13 protein-coding genes are annotated in these 16,782 nt (G+C 61.0%); 2 read left to right on the plus strand and 11 right to left on the minus strand.

The features are described from left to right. Positions 1–83 precede the first annotated feature (83 nt). The 7 genes from CAG47_RS22935 to CAG47_RS22965 all read right to left on the minus strand — a co-directional run bounded on the left by CAG47_RS22935 (position 84) and on the right by CAG47_RS22965 (position 8,385). Positions 84–263 carry a hypothetical protein gene (locus CAG47_RS22935; protein ID WP_085727707.1) on the minus strand — a complete coding sequence of 60 codons (180 nt, stop codon included), beginning with the start codon at positions 261–263 and terminating at the stop codon, positions 84–86. Further along, positions 260–1,390 (minus strand): PepSY domain-containing protein, encoded by a 1,131-nt coding sequence (locus tag CAG47_RS22940; RefSeq protein ID WP_085727883.1) that lies wholly within the window; start codon positions 1,388–1,390, stop codon positions 260–262. The genes CAG47_RS22935 and CAG47_RS22940 overlap by 4 nt, the downstream gene beginning before the upstream one ends. A gap of 72 nt (positions 1,391–1,462) precedes the next feature. Further along, entirely contained in the window at positions 1,463–3,907 is a 2,445-nt protein-coding gene (locus CAG47_RS22945) for a TonB-dependent siderophore receptor (RefSeq protein ID WP_085727709.1), read from the minus strand. A gap of 128 nt (positions 3,908–4,035) precedes the next feature. Continuing rightward, a complete protein-coding gene (locus tag CAG47_RS22950; protein ID WP_085727711.1) occupies positions 4,036–5,010 on the minus strand; it encodes a FecR family protein in 975 nt (324 codons plus the stop codon). After that, positions 5,007–5,525 (minus strand): RNA polymerase sigma factor, encoded by a 519-nt coding sequence (locus tag CAG47_RS22955; protein WP_085727714.1) that lies wholly within the window; start codon positions 5,523–5,525, stop codon positions 5,007–5,009. Before CAG47_RS22955 ends, CAG47_RS22950 begins: the two co-directional genes overlap by 4 nt. 215 nt (positions 5,526–5,740) lie before the next feature. Further along, positions 5,741–6,448, minus strand: a complete 708-nt coding sequence (locus CAG47_RS22960; protein ID WP_085727716.1) for a PolC-type DNA polymerase III — start codon at positions 6,446–6,448, stop codon at positions 5,741–5,743. Then, positions 6,445–8,385 (minus strand): putative nucleotidyltransferase substrate binding domain-containing protein, encoded by a 1,941-nt coding sequence (locus CAG47_RS22965; RefSeq protein WP_177409067.1) that lies wholly within the window; start codon positions 8,383–8,385, stop codon positions 6,445–6,447. Before CAG47_RS22965 ends, CAG47_RS22960 begins: the two co-directional genes overlap by 4 nt. Positions 8,386–8,639: 254 nt before the next feature. Here CAG47_RS22965 and CAG47_RS22970 point away from each other — a divergent pair, with 254 nt between their 5' ends. Then, positions 8,640–9,086 (plus strand): response regulator, encoded by a 447-nt coding sequence (locus tag CAG47_RS22970; protein ID WP_085727717.1) that lies wholly within the window; start codon positions 8,640–8,642, stop codon positions 9,084–9,086. Positions 9,087–9,185: 99 nt separating this feature from the next. Here CAG47_RS22970 and CAG47_RS22975 read toward each other — a convergent pair whose 3' ends face one another. Further along, entirely contained in the window at positions 9,186–11,363 is a 2,178-nt protein-coding gene (locus CAG47_RS22975; protein WP_085727719.1) for a malate synthase G, read from the minus strand. 545 nt (positions 11,364–11,908) lie between these two features. Between CAG47_RS22975 and CAG47_RS22980 the strand changes: the two genes are divergently transcribed. After that, on the plus strand, positions 11,909–12,427 hold the full coding sequence (locus tag CAG47_RS22980; protein ID WP_085727721.1) for a glycine cleavage system protein R: 519 nt from the start codon (positions 11,909–11,911) through the stop codon (positions 12,425–12,427). Positions 12,428–12,642: 215 nt separating this feature from the next. Here CAG47_RS22980 and rarD read toward each other — a convergent pair whose 3' ends face one another. The 3 genes from rarD to CAG47_RS22995 form a co-directional block, all read right to left on the minus strand. Further along, positions 12,643–13,530 (minus strand): EamA family transporter RarD, encoded by an 888-nt coding sequence (rarD, locus tag CAG47_RS22985; RefSeq protein WP_085727723.1) that lies wholly within the window; start codon positions 13,528–13,530, stop codon positions 12,643–12,645. A 140-nt stretch (positions 13,531–13,670) separates the two neighbouring features. Beyond that, on the minus strand, positions 13,671–14,645 hold the full coding sequence (locus CAG47_RS22990) for a serine/threonine protein kinase (RefSeq protein WP_085727725.1): 975 nt from the start codon (positions 14,643–14,645) through the stop codon (positions 13,671–13,673). Between the two features lie 178 nt (positions 14,646–14,823). Further along, positions 14,824–16,725 (minus strand): PhoX family phosphatase, encoded by a 1,902-nt coding sequence (locus CAG47_RS22995; RefSeq protein WP_085727727.1) that lies wholly within the window; start codon positions 16,723–16,725, stop codon positions 14,824–14,826. Positions 16,726–16,782: the final 57 nt, after the last annotated feature.

A 16,782-nucleotide genomic window follows, 5' to 3' on the forward strand; every position in this document is an offset into this window, starting at 1 on the left:
ATCTCCGATTAGCCCCCTGTGAAAGCTTAGTGAGCGATCACAGGGGGTGCGGCGGGGGTAGCCATTTCATTAGGGGGGGGGCTTCAGCGGCGTGGCAGGAGACCCCGCAGGGCAAGCGCGGCAGGGATGCCCAGGCCCAGCCAGCTCAGCGAGTCCCACACACCATCCCCGAGCAACGCGGCAAACAACCCTGTCGCGCTGAGCACCGCGATGCCGGTTGGAATGGCGAAGACTTTCCAGAAGTTCGACTGCCGGGGCTTCATGCCACGCTCTCCGCTTTTTCCAGCACAGGTCGGGCAGCCTTGCGCCGCACCACCCACAGGTACACCCCGCTGCCGAGCACGATGATGGTCAGCACGTCCAGGGTCGCCCAGAGGATTTGCATCGGCATGCCGCCGTAGTCACCGAAGTGCAGAGGCTGCGACATGCCCATGGCGTCCATGTACCACGGTCGTTCGGCCACCGCAGTGACTTGCAGGGTGCTGGCGTCGATCAGTACCGGCGTCAACAGATGCGAGGTCAGGTGCGTGCTGCCTTTCATGAACACCGCGTAATGGTGCTCGCTGGAAAAGCGCGTGCCGGGGAAGGCGATGAAGTCCGGCTGCATGCCCGGCGCGACATCCCTGGCGATGTCGAGCAAACGGGTGGCCGGTGCCAGTTGCGTCAGCGGCGGTGCGTCGCGGTACGGCGCGACCATGGCGCTCAGGCTGTCGTTGCGCCAGGCGGCAATGATCAGATCGGTGCAGGCACTGATCACACCGGTCACGCCGACCACCAGGGCCCAGGTCAAGGTCACCACACCGATCAGGTTGTGCAGGTCGAGCCAGCGCAGGCGCGTGGACTTGTCCTGGCGCACGGTGGCGAATTTCAAGCGGCGCATGAACGGCAGGTACAACACCGTGCCGGAAACGATCGCCACCACGAACAGAATCCCCATGAACGCCAGCAGCAACTTGCCCGGCAGCCCGGCGAACATGTCCACGTGCAGGCGCAGCATGGTCAGCATGAAGCCGCCGTTGGCCGATGGCGTCTCCAGTGCTTCACCGGTGCGGGCGTCGAGCATGAAGGTGTGGGACGAGTTCGGCTCGGTATCGGCGGTGGCCGCCATGATCGTCAGCACGGCATTGGGTTCGTCCTCCTCGAAGCCGAAGTACTGCATGACTTCACCGGGACGGTGTTTCTCGGCCGCTTCGACCAACTGCTGCAAGTTCAGGCGCGGGGTGTCCGCGGGCATCTCCTTCACTTGAGGCGCATCGCCCAGCAAGTGGTCGATCTCGTGGTGAAAGATCAACGGCAAGCCGGTCAGGGCCAGCAGCAACAGGAACACCGTACAGATCAGGCTGGTCCAGGTGTGGATCGCGGACCAGCGGCGAATTGTTTTACTTTTCATTTCATGGCCTTCTGAAAAACCAAAGCCGTCCACGAAGGACGGCCTGGTCATTGGGCGGTTCGGCTCAACGGGTTACCACTGGTACGTGGCACTGGCGACGACACTGCGCTGGTCGCCGTAGTAGCAGTAGAAGCTGTCGCAAGTCGCGATGTAGTCCTTGTCGAACAGGTTGGTTGCGTTAACGGCCAGCGAAGCGCCTTTGAGGCTGTTGTCCAGGCGACCGAGGTCGTAGTGAACCACCGCGTCGAACACGGTGTAGGCGCCGGCCTTGCCCAGCCAGGTGTTGGCCTGGTCGCCGTAGGTGTTGCCGGTGTAGCGCACGCCGGCGCCGATGCCGAAGCCGTCGAGCGCGCCGTTGTGCCAGGTGTAGTCGCCCCATGCCGACGCTTGTTGGTTAGGCATCAGTTGCAGGCGATTGCCCTTGTAGATGCCATCCTGCACTTCGGATTTGGCCAGGGTGTAGGCGGCCGTGACCCTGAGGTTTTCGTTCACATCGGAAACGGCTTCCAGTTCCAGGCCTTTGACTTTCACTTCGCCGGTCTGGCTGGTGACGGTCACGTTGCCCACGTTGTTGGTGACGGATACGTTTTTCTGGGTCAGGTCATACACGGCAGCGGTCAGCAGTGTGTTGCTGCCCGGCGGCTGGTACTTGATACCCAGTTCCCACTGCTTGCCTTCGGTCGGCTTGAACGACTCGGTCGGCGAGGCCACGGCATTGCTGGTCGGCTGGAACGATTCGGCGTAGGACAAGTACGGTACGAAGCCCGAGTCGAACACGTAGCTGATCGCCGCGTTGCCGCTGAAGTTCTTGTCGCGCTCGGTGTTGGTGGCATCGCCCTTGTTGAAGAATGTGGTCCCGGTGTGGACCCAGTCTTCACGACCACCGAGGGTCAGGCGCCATTGGTCGAGGGCCATCTGGTCCTGGATGTACAGGCCGGTCTGCTGGGTCTTCTGTTCGTAGTCGTAGAAGGCCGTGGAGCGTGGCGGACGAGTGATCGGCAAACCGTAGATCGGGTCGTTGACGTTGATGCCCGGCGCAGTACCGAAGATCGAGAGGTAGTTGGTGGTGTTGCGCTGGTGATCCAGGCCGATCAGCAAGGTGTGACCGACGTCGCCGGTGACGAAGTCGCCCTGGAAGTTGTTGTCCACGGCGATCTGGGAGATATCTTCGTCGACATTGGTGGTGCCACGGCCGGTGTTGCCTTGATCGTCGACGACAAAGCCAAAGTCAGCAAAGTCAGGGTTGTAGCTATTGACGGTCACCGCCTGGAACGACAGCTCAGACTTGGTGTAGCGCAGGTTCTGGCGGAACTGCCAGACATCGTTCAGGCGATGTTCGAAGGCGTAGCCCAGGGCGTAGTAGGTGCGGTCATAGAAGTCGTAGTTCGGATCCCCCAGGTTCTTGTGGTGGGAAATCTCGCCGAAGGGCATGTCGATCTTGGTGCCCTGGATCGGATAGAACTGGCTGGTGATACCGGTATCGTCACGGGTGAACTGCGTCAGCAGGGTGAATGTGGTGTCGTCGTCGATGTTCCACGTCAGGCTCGGGGCAATGTTGTAGCGCTTGTCATCGATGTGATCGATGGGTGTGCCACCGTCGCGCAGCACACCGCTGATGCTGTACAGGAACTCGCCTTCGTCATCGATCTTGCCGGTGCTGGCAAAGTTGATCTGGCGATGATTGTCGCTGCCGTATTGCAACTGGACTTCGCTGCTGGCTTCGGCGCTTGGGCGACGGCTGACCATGTCCAGCAGGCCGCCCGGCGGGGTCTGGCCGTACACGGACGAGGCCGGGCCGCGCAGCAACGCCAGGCGATCGAGGTTCCAGGTTTCCTGTTTCGGGTTGGCGTACACACCTTTTGGCAGTGGCAGGCCATCGAGGAATTGAGTGGGTTCGAAACCGCGCACACGCAACCAGTCGGCACGGGTGTCGCTGCCGAAACTGCTGGAGGTGATGCCCGGCAGGTAGCGCACGGCATCATCGAGGGTATGCGCGTTGCGGTCGTCCATCTGCTCGCGAGTGACGACCGAAATCGAGCGCGGTACCTCGACCAGCGCGGTATCGGTCTTGGTGCCGGCGGCGGTGCGCTTGGCCACGTAGCCTTGCACCGGACCCCAGGCGCTTTCAGTGTCTTCAACGCCGATCACGCTGGTCGCTGGCAGGGCCATCACACCCTCGGGTACCGCCACCAGGCTGTAGGTGCCGGCACTGCTTTGCTCCAGTTGCAACCCGGTGCCACGCAGGGCTTCGCGCAGGGCGTCGGCTGCGTCGAACTGGCCTTTGACCGGTGCCGAGGTCTTGCCCGCCGCCAGCGACGGATTCAGCGACAGGGCCATTCCGGCCTGGCTGGCGATCTGGTTCAGGGTATTGGCCAACGGTGCGGCTGGCAGATTGTAGGCGCGAACGCTGGACACCTGTTCAGCGGCGAACAGTTGGCTGCTGGCCAGAGGAGTGCAAAAGGCTATGGCGACCGCCAGCAAACTGGGGCGCAACAAGGTGTTGAGCGAACGGGGCATACAGCGGCTCCTGAATGGAAATATTTCTCAATTGCCTCTGTGCCGAATGAAAATCAAAAAGTGATAGGGCTGGATGAAAATAATTTCGATTCAGAAGTCGGTTGCGGCCGATCAGGCAAAAAGCTGTTTCAGGGCCTGGTATCTGCCTTGGCCACGACCTTCACCCACCATTGCGTGTGCTGCTCGATCTGCACAGGTAAGGTCGGCAGCAGGGCATTGAGCGCCAGGTCGGTGTCGCGCAGGGGGAAGCTGCCAGTGATGCGCAGGTCGGCCACTTCCGGCGCAACGCCGACGTAACCGGTTCGATAGCGCCCGATTTCATGCACCAGATCTTCCAGGCGCGTGTTATCCACCACCAGCATGCCGCGGGTCCAGGCATCCGCGCCGAGGTTGACGGCCAGGACCGGACCCAGGCCATTGTTGCGGATCACCACCTGCTGGCCTTCGTGCAGAACCTGTTCATCGGGGGTGGACTCGGGGCGAGCCGCCACCGCCGACTGCAACACGCTCAGGCGCGTGCCTTCGTCTTCGCGCTTGACCAGAAACCGCGTACCCAGTGCGCGCATGCTGCCTTCACGGGTTTCGACGATGAACGGCCGCGGGTCGCCATGAGCGGTTTCAACCAGGATCTCGCCTTCTTGAAGGACAATGCGCCGCTGCTTTTCATCGAAGCGCACATCCAGGGCACTGTGGGTGTTGAGACTGACCAGGGTGCCGTCAGCCAGGCGCAGGGTGCGCTGCTCGCCAACGGCGGTGCGCTGGTCGGCCAGCCAGTAATCGATCGGTAGGTAACGTGGCCCGGCAAACAGCGCCAGGCCGATGACCGCCACCACCCCCGCCACACCGCTGCCGAGCTTGCGCACCCGTCGGCGGATGCCTTCGCGCGATTGCAGCAGGGCTGTGCGGGCCGGGCCGTTGGCCAAGCTGAAGCGCTGGTCGAGCATGCCCAACTGACGCCAGGCGCGGGCGTGCTCTTCGTTGGCGGCATGCCACTTGGCGAACTCTTCGCGCTCAACCGGGTTGGCGCCATCCATGGACAACTGCCAGGCAATCGCCGCGTCCAGCACTTTGGCCGAGACCGGTTTGGAGTTGAGCTGGTTCATGTCGGCTCACCATACAGCGCGATGTAGCATTGGCGAATGCCCTGGGCCAGGTACTGACGCACCCGCGGCACCGACACGCCAAGGCGCTCGGCGATTTCTGCATGGCCGAGGCCGTCGAGACGGTTATAGAGGAACGCCGCCCGGGCCTTGCTGGAAAGCCTGCCGAGCAAACGGTCAATGTTTTTCAGGTCTTCGAGGATCATTTGCTGTTCTTCCGCCGAGGGTTGTTCGGCTTCGGGAATCAGCATCAGTTCGGTGAGATAGGCCTGTTCCAGCGCGGCGCGACGGAAATAGTCGAACAGCAGCCCCTTGGCAATCGCCACCAGGAAGGCCCGCGGCTCGCGCGGGGCCTTCAGGTCCTCGCGGCCCAGCAAGCGCACGAAAGTGTCCTGGCTCAGGTCTTCTGCCCGCTGCGGGCAGGCGACGTTGCGGCGAAGCCAGGCCAATAGCCAACCGCGATGGTCGCGATACAACGCACCGACGAGCTCACTTTGAGGGCTTGGGACTGACGACACGCAGCATCACCGATTGGGAAATATTGACTAACGAGAATAGTTCGCGATTGTGTCAGAGGCGGGGTAGGTAAGCAATTGGCGTTGGTCGGGTGGGAAATTGGTGAAGGCCCCTGTAGGAGCGAGCATGCTCGCGATGACGTCGTTACAGTCAACATCAATATCGACTGACCCACCGCTATCGCGAGCATGCTCGCTCCTACAGGGAGAGTCAAAGGTCAGAAGGACGGCGCCTGCTGCCGGCGCTTCCACTGATTCAGGCGCTGTTGCAAATTCAACGGGCTATGAATCTGCTGCTGCCGTGCGCGGCTGAACAGGATCAGCGCCAGTTCAGCGGTGGCCAGGGCATCGGCGCTGGCGTGGTGGCGCTCGAAGACTTCAAGCTTGAACCAGTCGATCCAGTCGTCCAGCCCGGCCTCACGAATGTGCGCCTGCGGGCACAGCAGCGGCGCAATGTCCGCCACATCCAGAAACGGATGCTGCAACTTCAAACCCAGGTGATCTTTCAGTGCCCGGCCGAGCATGTGCTGGTCAAACGGCGCATGGAAGGCCAGCACCGGACTGTCGCCGATGTACTCCATCAGGTCGAGCAACGCCTCTGCCGGGTCGCTGCCCGCCGCAATGGCGCTGGGGCCAATGCCGTGGATCAGAACGCTGGGGCCGAGTTTCACTTGTGGATATTGCAGGGTGCGTTCGAACTGCTGGCGAAAGTCGATGGCCCCGTCCTCGATCACCACGGCGCCGATGGACAACACGTGATCCTTGTTCATGTTCAACCCGGTGGTTTCCAGATCGAGTACCACCCAGCGCTGCTCGCGCAGGCTGCATTCGTTCAGGGCGGCGGCGCTGGGCAAGCGTTCCAGGCGATGTTGCAGGTGGGCGGGCAGGGTGGGGACCGGCGGGCGCAACCAGGAAAACAGGCTCATAGCTGATACCGCAACGTCAGGCTGCTTTGCAGGCGTTGTGCCTGGCGCAGGGACTCACGCAGGATGCGCCGGTCCAGATGGTTGAGGCTTTCGGGGTCGACCCGGTTTGAATAAGGAAAATTCTCCCGGGTCTGTAGTTGATGTTGTTGCATGCGGGTTTGCTGGATGAAGTGATAGGCCTCTTCGTACGCGGCACCGTCCAGGGGCTCGATGACCTCTTTGGCGACCAGTTGGCGAAAACGCTCCAGCGTGTTGTTCGCTTCGATACCGTGGGCCAGGGCCAGCAACCTGGCGCCGTCGACGAACGGTGCCAGGCCTTGGATTTTCAAGTCCAGCGTGGCCTTTTCACCATTTTTGCGCGCCAGTACGAACTCGCGGAAACGCCCTACGGGCGGGCGATTGCGCAGCGCATTCTCGGCCATCATGCGCTGGAACAAACGATTGTCGCCGACCTGATCGAGGATACCCCGACGCAACTGCTCGCAGCTTTGCTCGCTGCCCCAGACCACGCGCAAATCGAAATAGATGCTCGAACCCAGCAGGTTCTCCGGGGTTGCCTCGCGGATAAAGGCCGCAAAGCGCCGCGCCCATTCGGCCCGGGACAGACACAGCTCGGGGTTGCCGGCCATGATATTGCCCTTGCACAAGGTGAAACCGCACAACGCCAGGCTCTGGTTGATCTGCTGGGCGAGGGGCAACAACTTGCCGCGAATCTCGGCGGCATGGGCCGCATCCCTGGCTTCGAACAGAATGCCGTTGTCCTGATCGGTGTGCAGGGTCTGCTCGCGACGGCCTTCACTGCCGAAGCACAGCCAGCTGAATGGCACGCCGGGGTCGCCTTTTTCAGCGAGGGTCAGTTCGATCACTCGGCACACGGTGTGGTCGTTGAGCAAGGTGATGATGTGGGTGATCTGCGTCGAGGACGCGCCATGGGCCAGCATGCGCTCGACCAGTTGACCGATTTCGCCGCGCAGCGCCACCAGGTTGTCCACCTTCTGTGCATTGCGGATGGTGCGCGCCAGGTGGACCAGGTCGACCCGCTGCAGGGAAAACAGATCGCGCTCGGAAACCACGCCGCACAAACGTTGGTCCTTGACCAGGCAGACATGGGCGATGTGCCGCTCGGTCATGGCAATCGCCGCGTCAAAGGCACTGTGATCCGGCGACAGGTAAAACGGTGCCTGGGTCATGTGCCCTTCGATGGCTTCGTTGAAATCACTGCTGCCGTTGGCCACGGTCTGACGCAGGTCGCGCAGGGTGAAAATCCCCAGGGGTGCCTTGAGTTCGTCGACCACCACGATGCTGCCGACCTGTTGTTCGTGCATCAAGGTCACGGCTTCGCGCAATGGTGTCTGCGGTCCGCACGTTACCGGGTGGCGCATGGCCAACTCACCCAGGCGGGTGTTGAGTGAATACTGGGTGCCGAGGGTTTCCACGGCTTTTTGCTGGACCTGCTGGTTGACCTGATCCAGCAGGCTGCTGACGCAGCGCAGGGCGAAGTTGCGGAAGGTGTCCGATAAAGAAAACAGGCGGATGAATGCCGACTTGTTCAGTTGCAGGCAGAAGGTGTCTTCGCCTGCCAGGTGCTCGGTGCGGGTCGCCCGCTCACCCAGCAGTGCCGCAAGGGGGAAGCATTCGCCGGTGGTAATCTCGAAGACCGTTTCGGTGCCACCTTTTGCCGTGTGCGGACGCTCGCCCACGACCCGGCCTTGCTTGACGATATAGAAGTGTTCGACCGGGCCGTCGGCAGGTTTGATGATGCTCTCGCCGGGAGCGTAAAAACGCAGCTGGCATTGCTCGACCAGAAACGCCAGGTGAGCGTGTTCCATCTGGTTGAAGGGCGGGAAGCGCTGGAGGAATTGCAACGTGCCCTGGATGTTCTGCAACACCGCGGTTTTCCCTGCCTGTGTGAAGGCGTCCGCTTTACTCATAACCATTACCGCAGTCTTTTTTTGAATTGTTGTAGTCGGATGACTCGGACATGGTCGGCCCCTGTGGCCGGAGTGCCCATTGGACGTAAGTCTAGGTAGGCAATCAGTGTGATGGAATGTCGGAAACACCCTACGCAACTGTGGGAAAAACCTCTCTATTCTGCTATTGGAAAAATATCCGACGAAGCGCACATTGATGGTCTGCTTAGCGATGTTTCACTGCTGTGCCAGGGAACTGAATTGAACATGTAGGGAAAGTCATGTCCGACCACGATATTTTGAGCGATGCCGAGCGCGAGGCGCTGAGTGCCGTCATGCAGGAGCCCGACCTGCCACCGCAGCGGGTGCTGATCGTCGATGACGACAAGGACGCCCGGGAGCTGCTGTCAGAGATTCTCGCGCTGAACGGTATTGGCAGCCTGACCGCGGCCAGTGGTGAAGCGGCACTCAGGATGCTGGAAGAAAAGCCTTCGATCGGACTTGTGATTACTGACTTGCGCATGGGCCATGTCGACGGGCTGGACCTGATCCGCCAGGTACGCGAATCGGTTCGGGCGGCCATGCCAATCATCATCGTCTCGGGCGATGCCGACGTGAAGGACGCCATCGCTGCAATGCATTTGAGTGTGGTGGACTTTCTGCTCAAGCCGATTGATGCCGACCAGTTGCTGGCGTTGGTCAAGCATGAGTTGGGGTTGGTGCACTGATCATGAAAAACCTGTAGGAGCGAGCTTGCTCTTACAGGTCAAACAAAAAAGCCCTGATCTTTCGATCAGGGCTTTTTCATGTCCGGCGTAATCGCTCAGTTACAGGCCATTGGCGGCCTTGAACTCGCGACGACGACGGTGCAGGACCGGCTCGGTGTAACCGTTCGGTTGCCGGGTGCCTTCGACCACCAGTTCGACCGCTGCCTGGAAGGCGATGTTGCTGTCGAAGTTCGGGGCCAGCGGACGGTACAGCGCATCGCCGGCGTTCTGCCGGTCAACCACGGGTGCCATGCGCTTGAGGCTTTCCATGACCTGTTCTTCAGTGACGATGCCATGGCGCAGCCAGTTGGCGATGTGCTGGCTGGAAATACGCAGCGTTGCACGGTCTTCCATCAGGCCGACGTCATTGATGTCCGGCACTTTCGAACAGCCGACACCCTGGTCGATCCAACGCACCACATAACCGAGAATGCCCTGGCTGTTGTTGTCCAGTTCGTTCTTGATCTGTTCGGCGGTCCATTGCGGGTTTACCGCCAGCGGGATGGTCAGGATGTCGTCTACCGATGCGTGGGCACGCTTGGCCAGTTCGGCCTGACGGGCGAACACGTCAACCTTGTGGTAGTGCAGCGCGTGCAGCGCAGCAGCGGTCGGCGACGGTACCCAGGCGGTGTTCGCACCGGCCAGCGGGTGAGCGATTTTCTGTTCGAGCATCGCTGCCATCAGGTCCGGCATGGCCCACATGCCTTTACCGATCTGCGCGCGACCTTGCAGGCCGGTGCTCAAACCGATATCGACGTTGGAGTTCTCGTAGGCGCCGATCCATTTTTCTGCCTTCATGTCCGCCTTGCGCACCATCGGGCCGGCTTCCATGGAGGTGTGGATTTCATCGCCCGTGCGGTCGAGGAAACCGGTGTTGATGAACACTACACGCTCGCTCGCCGCCTTGATGCAGGCCTTGAGGTTGATCGTGGTACGACGCTCCTCGTCCATGATCCCGACTTTGAGGGTGTTGCGTGGCAGGCCCAGCACGTCTTCGATGCGGCCGAACAGCTCGTTGGTGAAGGCTGCTTCTTCAGGGCCGTGCATCTTCGGCTTCACGATATAGACCGAGCCGGTGCGGCTGTTCTTGCGCGAACTGTTGCCGTTGAGGTTGTGGATTGCCGACAGGCAGGTCACCAGGCCGTCGAGAATGCCTTCCGGCACTTCGTTGCCATCCTTGTCGAGGATCGCGTCGATGGTCATCAGGTGACCGACGTTACGCACGAACAGCAACGAACGACCATGCAGGCTCAGTTCGCTGCCATCGACAGCGGTGTAGGTGCGGTCGGCGTTCATGGTACGGGTAAAGGTCTGACCGCCCTTGGCGACGCTTTCCGACAGGTCGCCCTTCATCAGGCCGAGCCAGTTGCGGTAGACCACCACTTTGTCATCGGCATCGACGGCGGCAACCGAGTCTTCGCAGTCCATGATGGTGGTCAGCGCAGCTTCCATCAGGATGTCTTTGACGCCGGCCGCATCGGTCTGGCCGACCGGGGTGCTGGCGTCGACCTGGATTTCGAAATGCAGGCCGTTGTTTTTCAGCAGAATCGCGGTCGGTGCAGCGGCATCGCCCTGGAAACCGATCAGTTGAGCGTCGTTGCGCAGGCCGGTGTTGCTGCCGCCTTTAAGGGCGACCACCAGTTTGCCGTCGACGATCTTGTAGCCGGTGGAGTCGACGTGGGAGCCGGCCGCCAAAGGCGCCGATTCGTCGAGGAAGGCACGGGCGAAAGCGATGACCTTGTCACCGCGCACCTTGTTGTAGCCTTTGCCTTTTTCCGCGCCGTTGGCTTCGCTGATGGCGTCGGTGCCGTAGAGCGCGTCGTACAGCGAGCCCCAACGGGCGTTCGAGGCGTTGAGCGCGAAGCGGGCGTTCATCACCGGTACCACCAGCTGTGGGCCGGCCATGCGGGCGATTTCGTCATCGACGTTTTGCGTCGTTGCCTGGAAATCGGCCGCTTCTGGCAGCAGATAACCGATGTCTTGCAGGAAGGCTTTATAGGCCACGGCGTCGTGCGCCTGGCCGGCACGCTGTTGGTGCCAGCCATCGATACGAGCCTGGAAATCATCGCGTTTGGCGAGTAGGGCTTTGTTCTTCGGTGCCAGGTCGTGGATGACCTTGTCGGCACCGGCCCAGAACTTGTCGGCGGTGAGGCCGGTACCGGGAATGGCTTCGTTGTTCACGAAGTCGAACAGGACTTTGGCGACCTGCAGGCCACCGACTTGAACGTGTTCAGTCATTGCTTGCCTCACTCTGCTCAGCTATTTCGCTTTTCAGCTCTTCAAATTAACAATGAAGCCTTTGGCCATTTAAACCACAAACCCCTTTACCAGTACATGCCCGTGACGGACGGCTGGGTTGGGACCAATCAACGGCTTGGGGCCTTGCTGACAGGGCTTTCAGGGTTGCGAACGTGCCTGCGGCAGACATCGATCCAACGTTATGTAGTGCGCGATGCGGCATACTACATGATGAATTGCGGTTGTGAAAATTAGACTAATTACGTCGTTCTGCGACCCCATGACGCATTGCGGTCACGGCGCGGAGCAGGATGTTCTCAAAAAACCAGTGGATTGTTCCAGTTAAATATCGAAAGTTGTACACGATTTGTTTTTCATTTCGATCGGCGGCGTCTTCATTCGCGAGCAGGCTCGCTCCCACAAAGGCCCAGGCAACCCTTGTGGGGGCGAACCTGCTCGCGAAGTCGCCTGACCTGTCGGCGCAGGTCTATCCCTTGCCTATACTTGATTCTCTATAACAAAAGTCATGACTAGAGGGCTGCGCCATGGACCACCTCGTACTCACCGTTTTTGCTCCGGACAAGCCCGGGCAAGTCGAGCGCATTGCCCAATGCATTGCCGAGCACGGCGGTAACTGGCTGGAAAGCCGTATGTCGCGCATGGCGGGACAATTCGCCGGGATTCTTCGAGTGGGTGTGCCGGCCGAGGCCTACGACGAATTGGTCGATGCCCTGCAGGGCTTGTCCGCCCAGGGCATTCGCGTCTTGATCGCCGAAAGCAGCATCGAACAATCCTGTACCTGGAAGCCGATTGCCATGGAACTGGTGGGTAATGATCGTCCGGGGATCGTGCGGGATATCACCCGTTTGTTGAGTGAGCAGGGGGTCAACCTGGAACGGTTGGTGACCGAAGTGCGGCCGGCGCCCATGAGCAGCGAGCCGCTGTTCCATGCAGAAGCGATTCTTGCCGTCCCGTTGACGCTGTCGCTGGACGTCCTGCAATCGCGCCTGGAAACCCTGGCCGATGACCTGATGGTGGAATTGGTACTGCGCAGCGAGCCCTGATCAGGTTATCCAAGTTAAACGTGCACCGGCCTGTGGATAACCTGTAGAGACACCCGGCCAGGCCACGCCGGCCGGGGTTCTTCAGGATCTGATCAAAAAACCGGCAGTTTCAGCCACTTGCGCACAATCGACGGGGATCACGCTGTGGATAACCTTGGGAAGGAATGATGCAGGCCACGGGAGGCGTGGCCTGTATGGGTTTGTGCGTTTTTTGATCAGCTGCGACGGCGCAAACTTATCCACGCATCGACGCTATAAACCGCCAGACCGGCCCAGATAAACATGAACGCTACCAGGGTGCTGGACGACAGGTGCTCGCCAAACAGAAGGACCGCTTGCAGCAGCACCAGCGTCGGTGCCAGATACTGGAGAAACCCCAGTGTCGTGTAGGGCAGATGCCGAGCGGCAGCGTTGAAACAGACCAGTGGCACCAGCGTGACCGGTCCGGCCGCCACCAGCCACCAGGCTTCCGACGTGGTCCAGAACTCGGCCTGAGCACTGTGGGCGGTCGGATTGAACAGCAGCCAGGCAAGGGCGATCGGCACCAGCATCCAGGTTTCCACCACCAGACCCGGCAATGCCTTGACTGGAGCCTGCTTGCGAATCAAGCCGTAGAAACCGAAGGTCAGCGCCAGCGCCAGCGATACCCAGGGCAGACTGCCGACCTGCCACACCTGCTGTGCCACGCCCACGGTCGCCAGACCCACCGCAATCCATTGCATGCGCCGCAACCGTTCGCCAAGGATCAGCATGCCCAGCAACACGTTTACCAGCGGGTTGATGTAGTAGCCGAGACTGGCCTCGAGCATGCGCCCGTTGTTCACCGACCACACATAGGTCAGCCAGTTGGCCGCGATCAATGTACCGCTCAGGGCCAGGATCGCCAGCCGTCGCGGGTTCTCCCGCAACTCGCGCCACCAGCCCGGATGCTTCCAGACCATCAGCAACAAGGCGCCGAACAGCGCCGACCACAGCACCCGGTGGATGATGATTTCCACGGCGGGCACGCTGGCGATGGCTTTGAAATAGAGTGGGAAAAGTCCCCAGATGATGTAGGCACTCAGGCCCAATATGTACCCGCGACGCGGGTTGGCGGCTTGCATGCAGAATCCTTGCTTAGGCAGCTAACAAAGAGGGGATTGTAAGGAGATTTGTCTGCGAATGTCCTGACTGAATAGGTAGGACATTTGTGAACATCGGTCTCTGTAGGAGCGAGCCTGCTCCTACAGGGATTCAGGTTGGGTCAAAAGAGCTTCAGCGGCTCTTCATCGAGCGCCGCCAGTTGTTCGCGCAAGGCCAGCACCTGATCCCCCCAATAACGCTCGGTGCCGAACCACGGAAAGCTGCGCGGGAAGGCCGGATCGTCCCAGCGGCGGGCGAGCCAGGCGCTGTAGTGCATCAGGCGCAGGGCGCGCAACGGTTCGATCAAGGCCAGTTCACGGGGATCGAAGTCGTGGAATTCGTTGTAGCCGTCCATCAGTTCCGACAGCTGGCTCAGGCAATCCTGCCGACTGCCGGCAAGCATCATCCAGATGTCCTGTACCGCCGGACCCATGCGGCAGTCGTCGAGGTCGACGATATGGAACATCTCGTCGCGGCACATCATGTTGCCGGGGTGGCAGTCACCGTGCATGCGCAGGTTCTGGTGCGGCGTGTTGCTGTAGGCATCTTCCACGCGCTTGAGCAGGTCGCGGGCCACCGATTCGTAGGCCGGCAGCAGGCTGCGGGGGATGTAGTCGCCGTCGAGCAAGGTATCGAGTGAATCGTGGCCGAAGTTTTTCACCGCCAGTGCCTCACGGTGCTCGAACGGCCGGGTCGAGCCAACCGCATGCAGGCGACCGAGCAACTGGCCCAGGCGATACAACTGATCGAGGTTGCCAGGCTCCGGCGCGCGGCCACCACGACGGGGGAACAGGGTGAAACGGAAACCGTTGTGTTCGTGCAGGGTTTCACCGTTGTGGATCAGCGGTGCCACGACGGGCACCTCGCAGTCGGCGAGTTCTGCGGTGAACTGGTGCTCTTCGAGAATCGCTTCGTTGCTCCAGCGTTGCGGCCGGTAGAACTTGGCGATCAGTGGCTCGGCGCCTTCGATACCGACTTGATAGACGCGGTTCTCGTAGCTGTTGAGCGCCAGGATGCGCGCGTCGCTGAGAAAACCGATGCTTTCGACGGCATCGAGCACGAGGTCTGGTGTGAGGGTTTCAAACGGGTGGGCCATGCTGACTCCTGCGCGCAGCAGGCTGCTGCGTCCGGCCAGGCATGGTAGCGCAGACGGGCGCAGTTAGGTGGTGGCTGTGCTGACGTCATCGCGAGCATGCTCGCTCCTACAGGGTTATGCACAGGTTTCAAATCAGCGCACATCCTGTGGGAGCGAGCCTGCTCGCGAAGAGGACCTGTCAGGCGCCGACGATCCCACCATCCTCTCGGGTAATCGCCATCACCGAAGACCGTGGCTTGCCATTGGGCAGGTGCTCGGGGAAGGTCGAGCCGCCGTTTTCGCCCGGATGCTGAATCCCGACAAACAGGGTTTTCTGGTCCGGCGAGAAGCTGATCCCGGTCACCTCGCAGCCCACCGGTCCGACCATGAAGCGGCGAATCTCGCCGGTCGCAGGGTCGGCGCAGAGCATCTGGTTGTTGCCCATGCCGGCAAAGTCTCCGGCGTTGCTTACATCACCGTCAGTGAGAATCCACAAGCGTCCGGCCTTGTCGAAACCCAGGCCGTCCGGGCTGTTGAACATATTCTGCGGGGTGATGTTCGACGAGCCGGCCTTTGGCGTACCGGCATGCGCGGTCGGGTTGCCGGCCACTACAAACAGGTCCCAGGCAAAGGTGTGCGAAGCGTGATCGTCGCGTTCGGTGCGCCAGCGCAGAATCTGCCCGTAGACGTTCTTCTCGCGCGGGTTCGGCCCGCCCACCGGTTGCCCGTCTTCGCCACGTTTGGCGTTGTTGGTCAGTGTGCAGTAAACCTGGCCATCCTTGGGGCTGACCACGATCCATTCCGGGCGGTCCATGCGCGTGGCCTTCACCACGCTGGCGGCGAGGCGCGCATGAATCAGCACTTGCGCCTGATCGGCAAAGCCGCTGCTGGCGTCGATGCCGTTTTTGCCGTGAGTCAGTTCGATCCATTCACCCTGGCCTTTCGGGTGATCGCTGTTGCCGTCCCCCGCGTCGAAACGCGCTACGTACAGGGTGCCGTGATCGAGAATGTCGCGGTTGGCCCTGGGGTTCTTGTGGTCGATCTTGTCGCGGCTGACGAATTTGTAGATGAACTCACCGCGTTCATCATCGCCCATGTACACCACGGCATGACCGTCTGCGGTTTCGGCCAGGGCGGCGTTTTCATGTTTGAAGCGTCCCAGGGCCGTGCGCTTGACCGGCGTCGACTGCGGATCGAACGGATCGATCTCTACCACCCAGCCGTGACGGTTGAGTTCGTTGGGGTTCTTGGCCAGGTCGAAGCGTTCGTCGTGCTGGTGCCAGTTGATCTCTCTGCTGGTGGCCACCGCGCCGTAGCGTTTTTGCGCTGGGTCGAATTTCTGCTCGGCATTGCTGCTGCCGAAGCAGTCGGTGAAGTTCTCTTCACAGGTCAGATAGGTGCCCCAAGGCGTCTTGCCGTTGGCGCAGTTCTGGAAGGTGCCGAGGACGTTCTTGCCGTGGGGATCGGCGCTGGTTTTCAGCAGTGCATGACCGGCGGCCGGGCCGCTCATGGTAATCGGCGCATTGCCGTGAATGCGGCGGTTGTAGCGCGAGCCCTGGACGAATTGCCATTGGCCGTTCTTGCGCTGCACCTCGATTACCGACACACCTTCGCAGGCCAGTGCCTTGCGCACTTCTTCCGCCGACTGCGGCATGCCGCCGTGGGCGTAGAGGTAACGGTAGTTGGTGTATTCGTTGTTGATCGCCATCAGCGCCCGGTCTTTTTCGCCCGGAAATTCGAACAGGCTCATGCCGTCGTTGTTGTCACCGAACTGGGCTTCCTGATGTTCGGCACTGCCGTTGCCGCTCGGGTCGAACGCCGGGCCATCCTTATGCAGAGGCTGGCCCCAACTGATCAGGACCGAGGACTTGTAGCCCGGCGGCAGGGTGATGGCGTCGGTGGTGGCGGCGGCAATGCTGTCAAAGCCCAGCAACTGGCTGTTACCGGCGCTGACGCTGGCGGCCATCACGCTGCGGCTCAGCAGATTGCCGCCGAGGAACATCGCGGCGCCGCACAGGGCGCCTGCACTGATGAAGCCGCGACGGCTGAGGCCGACCATGTTTTCGAGATCGGTGGACTGGTTTTCTTCTAATAGGCTCATTTCAGGCTCCCTGCGGTTTTGTGCAGACACCTTAATGGTGACTAATGAACCTTTTGT

Source organism: Pseudomonas sp. R37(2017) (assembly GCF_002113375.1).
Taxonomy (GTDB): Bacteria; Pseudomonadota; Gammaproteobacteria; order Pseudomonadales; family Pseudomonadaceae; genus Aquipseudomonas.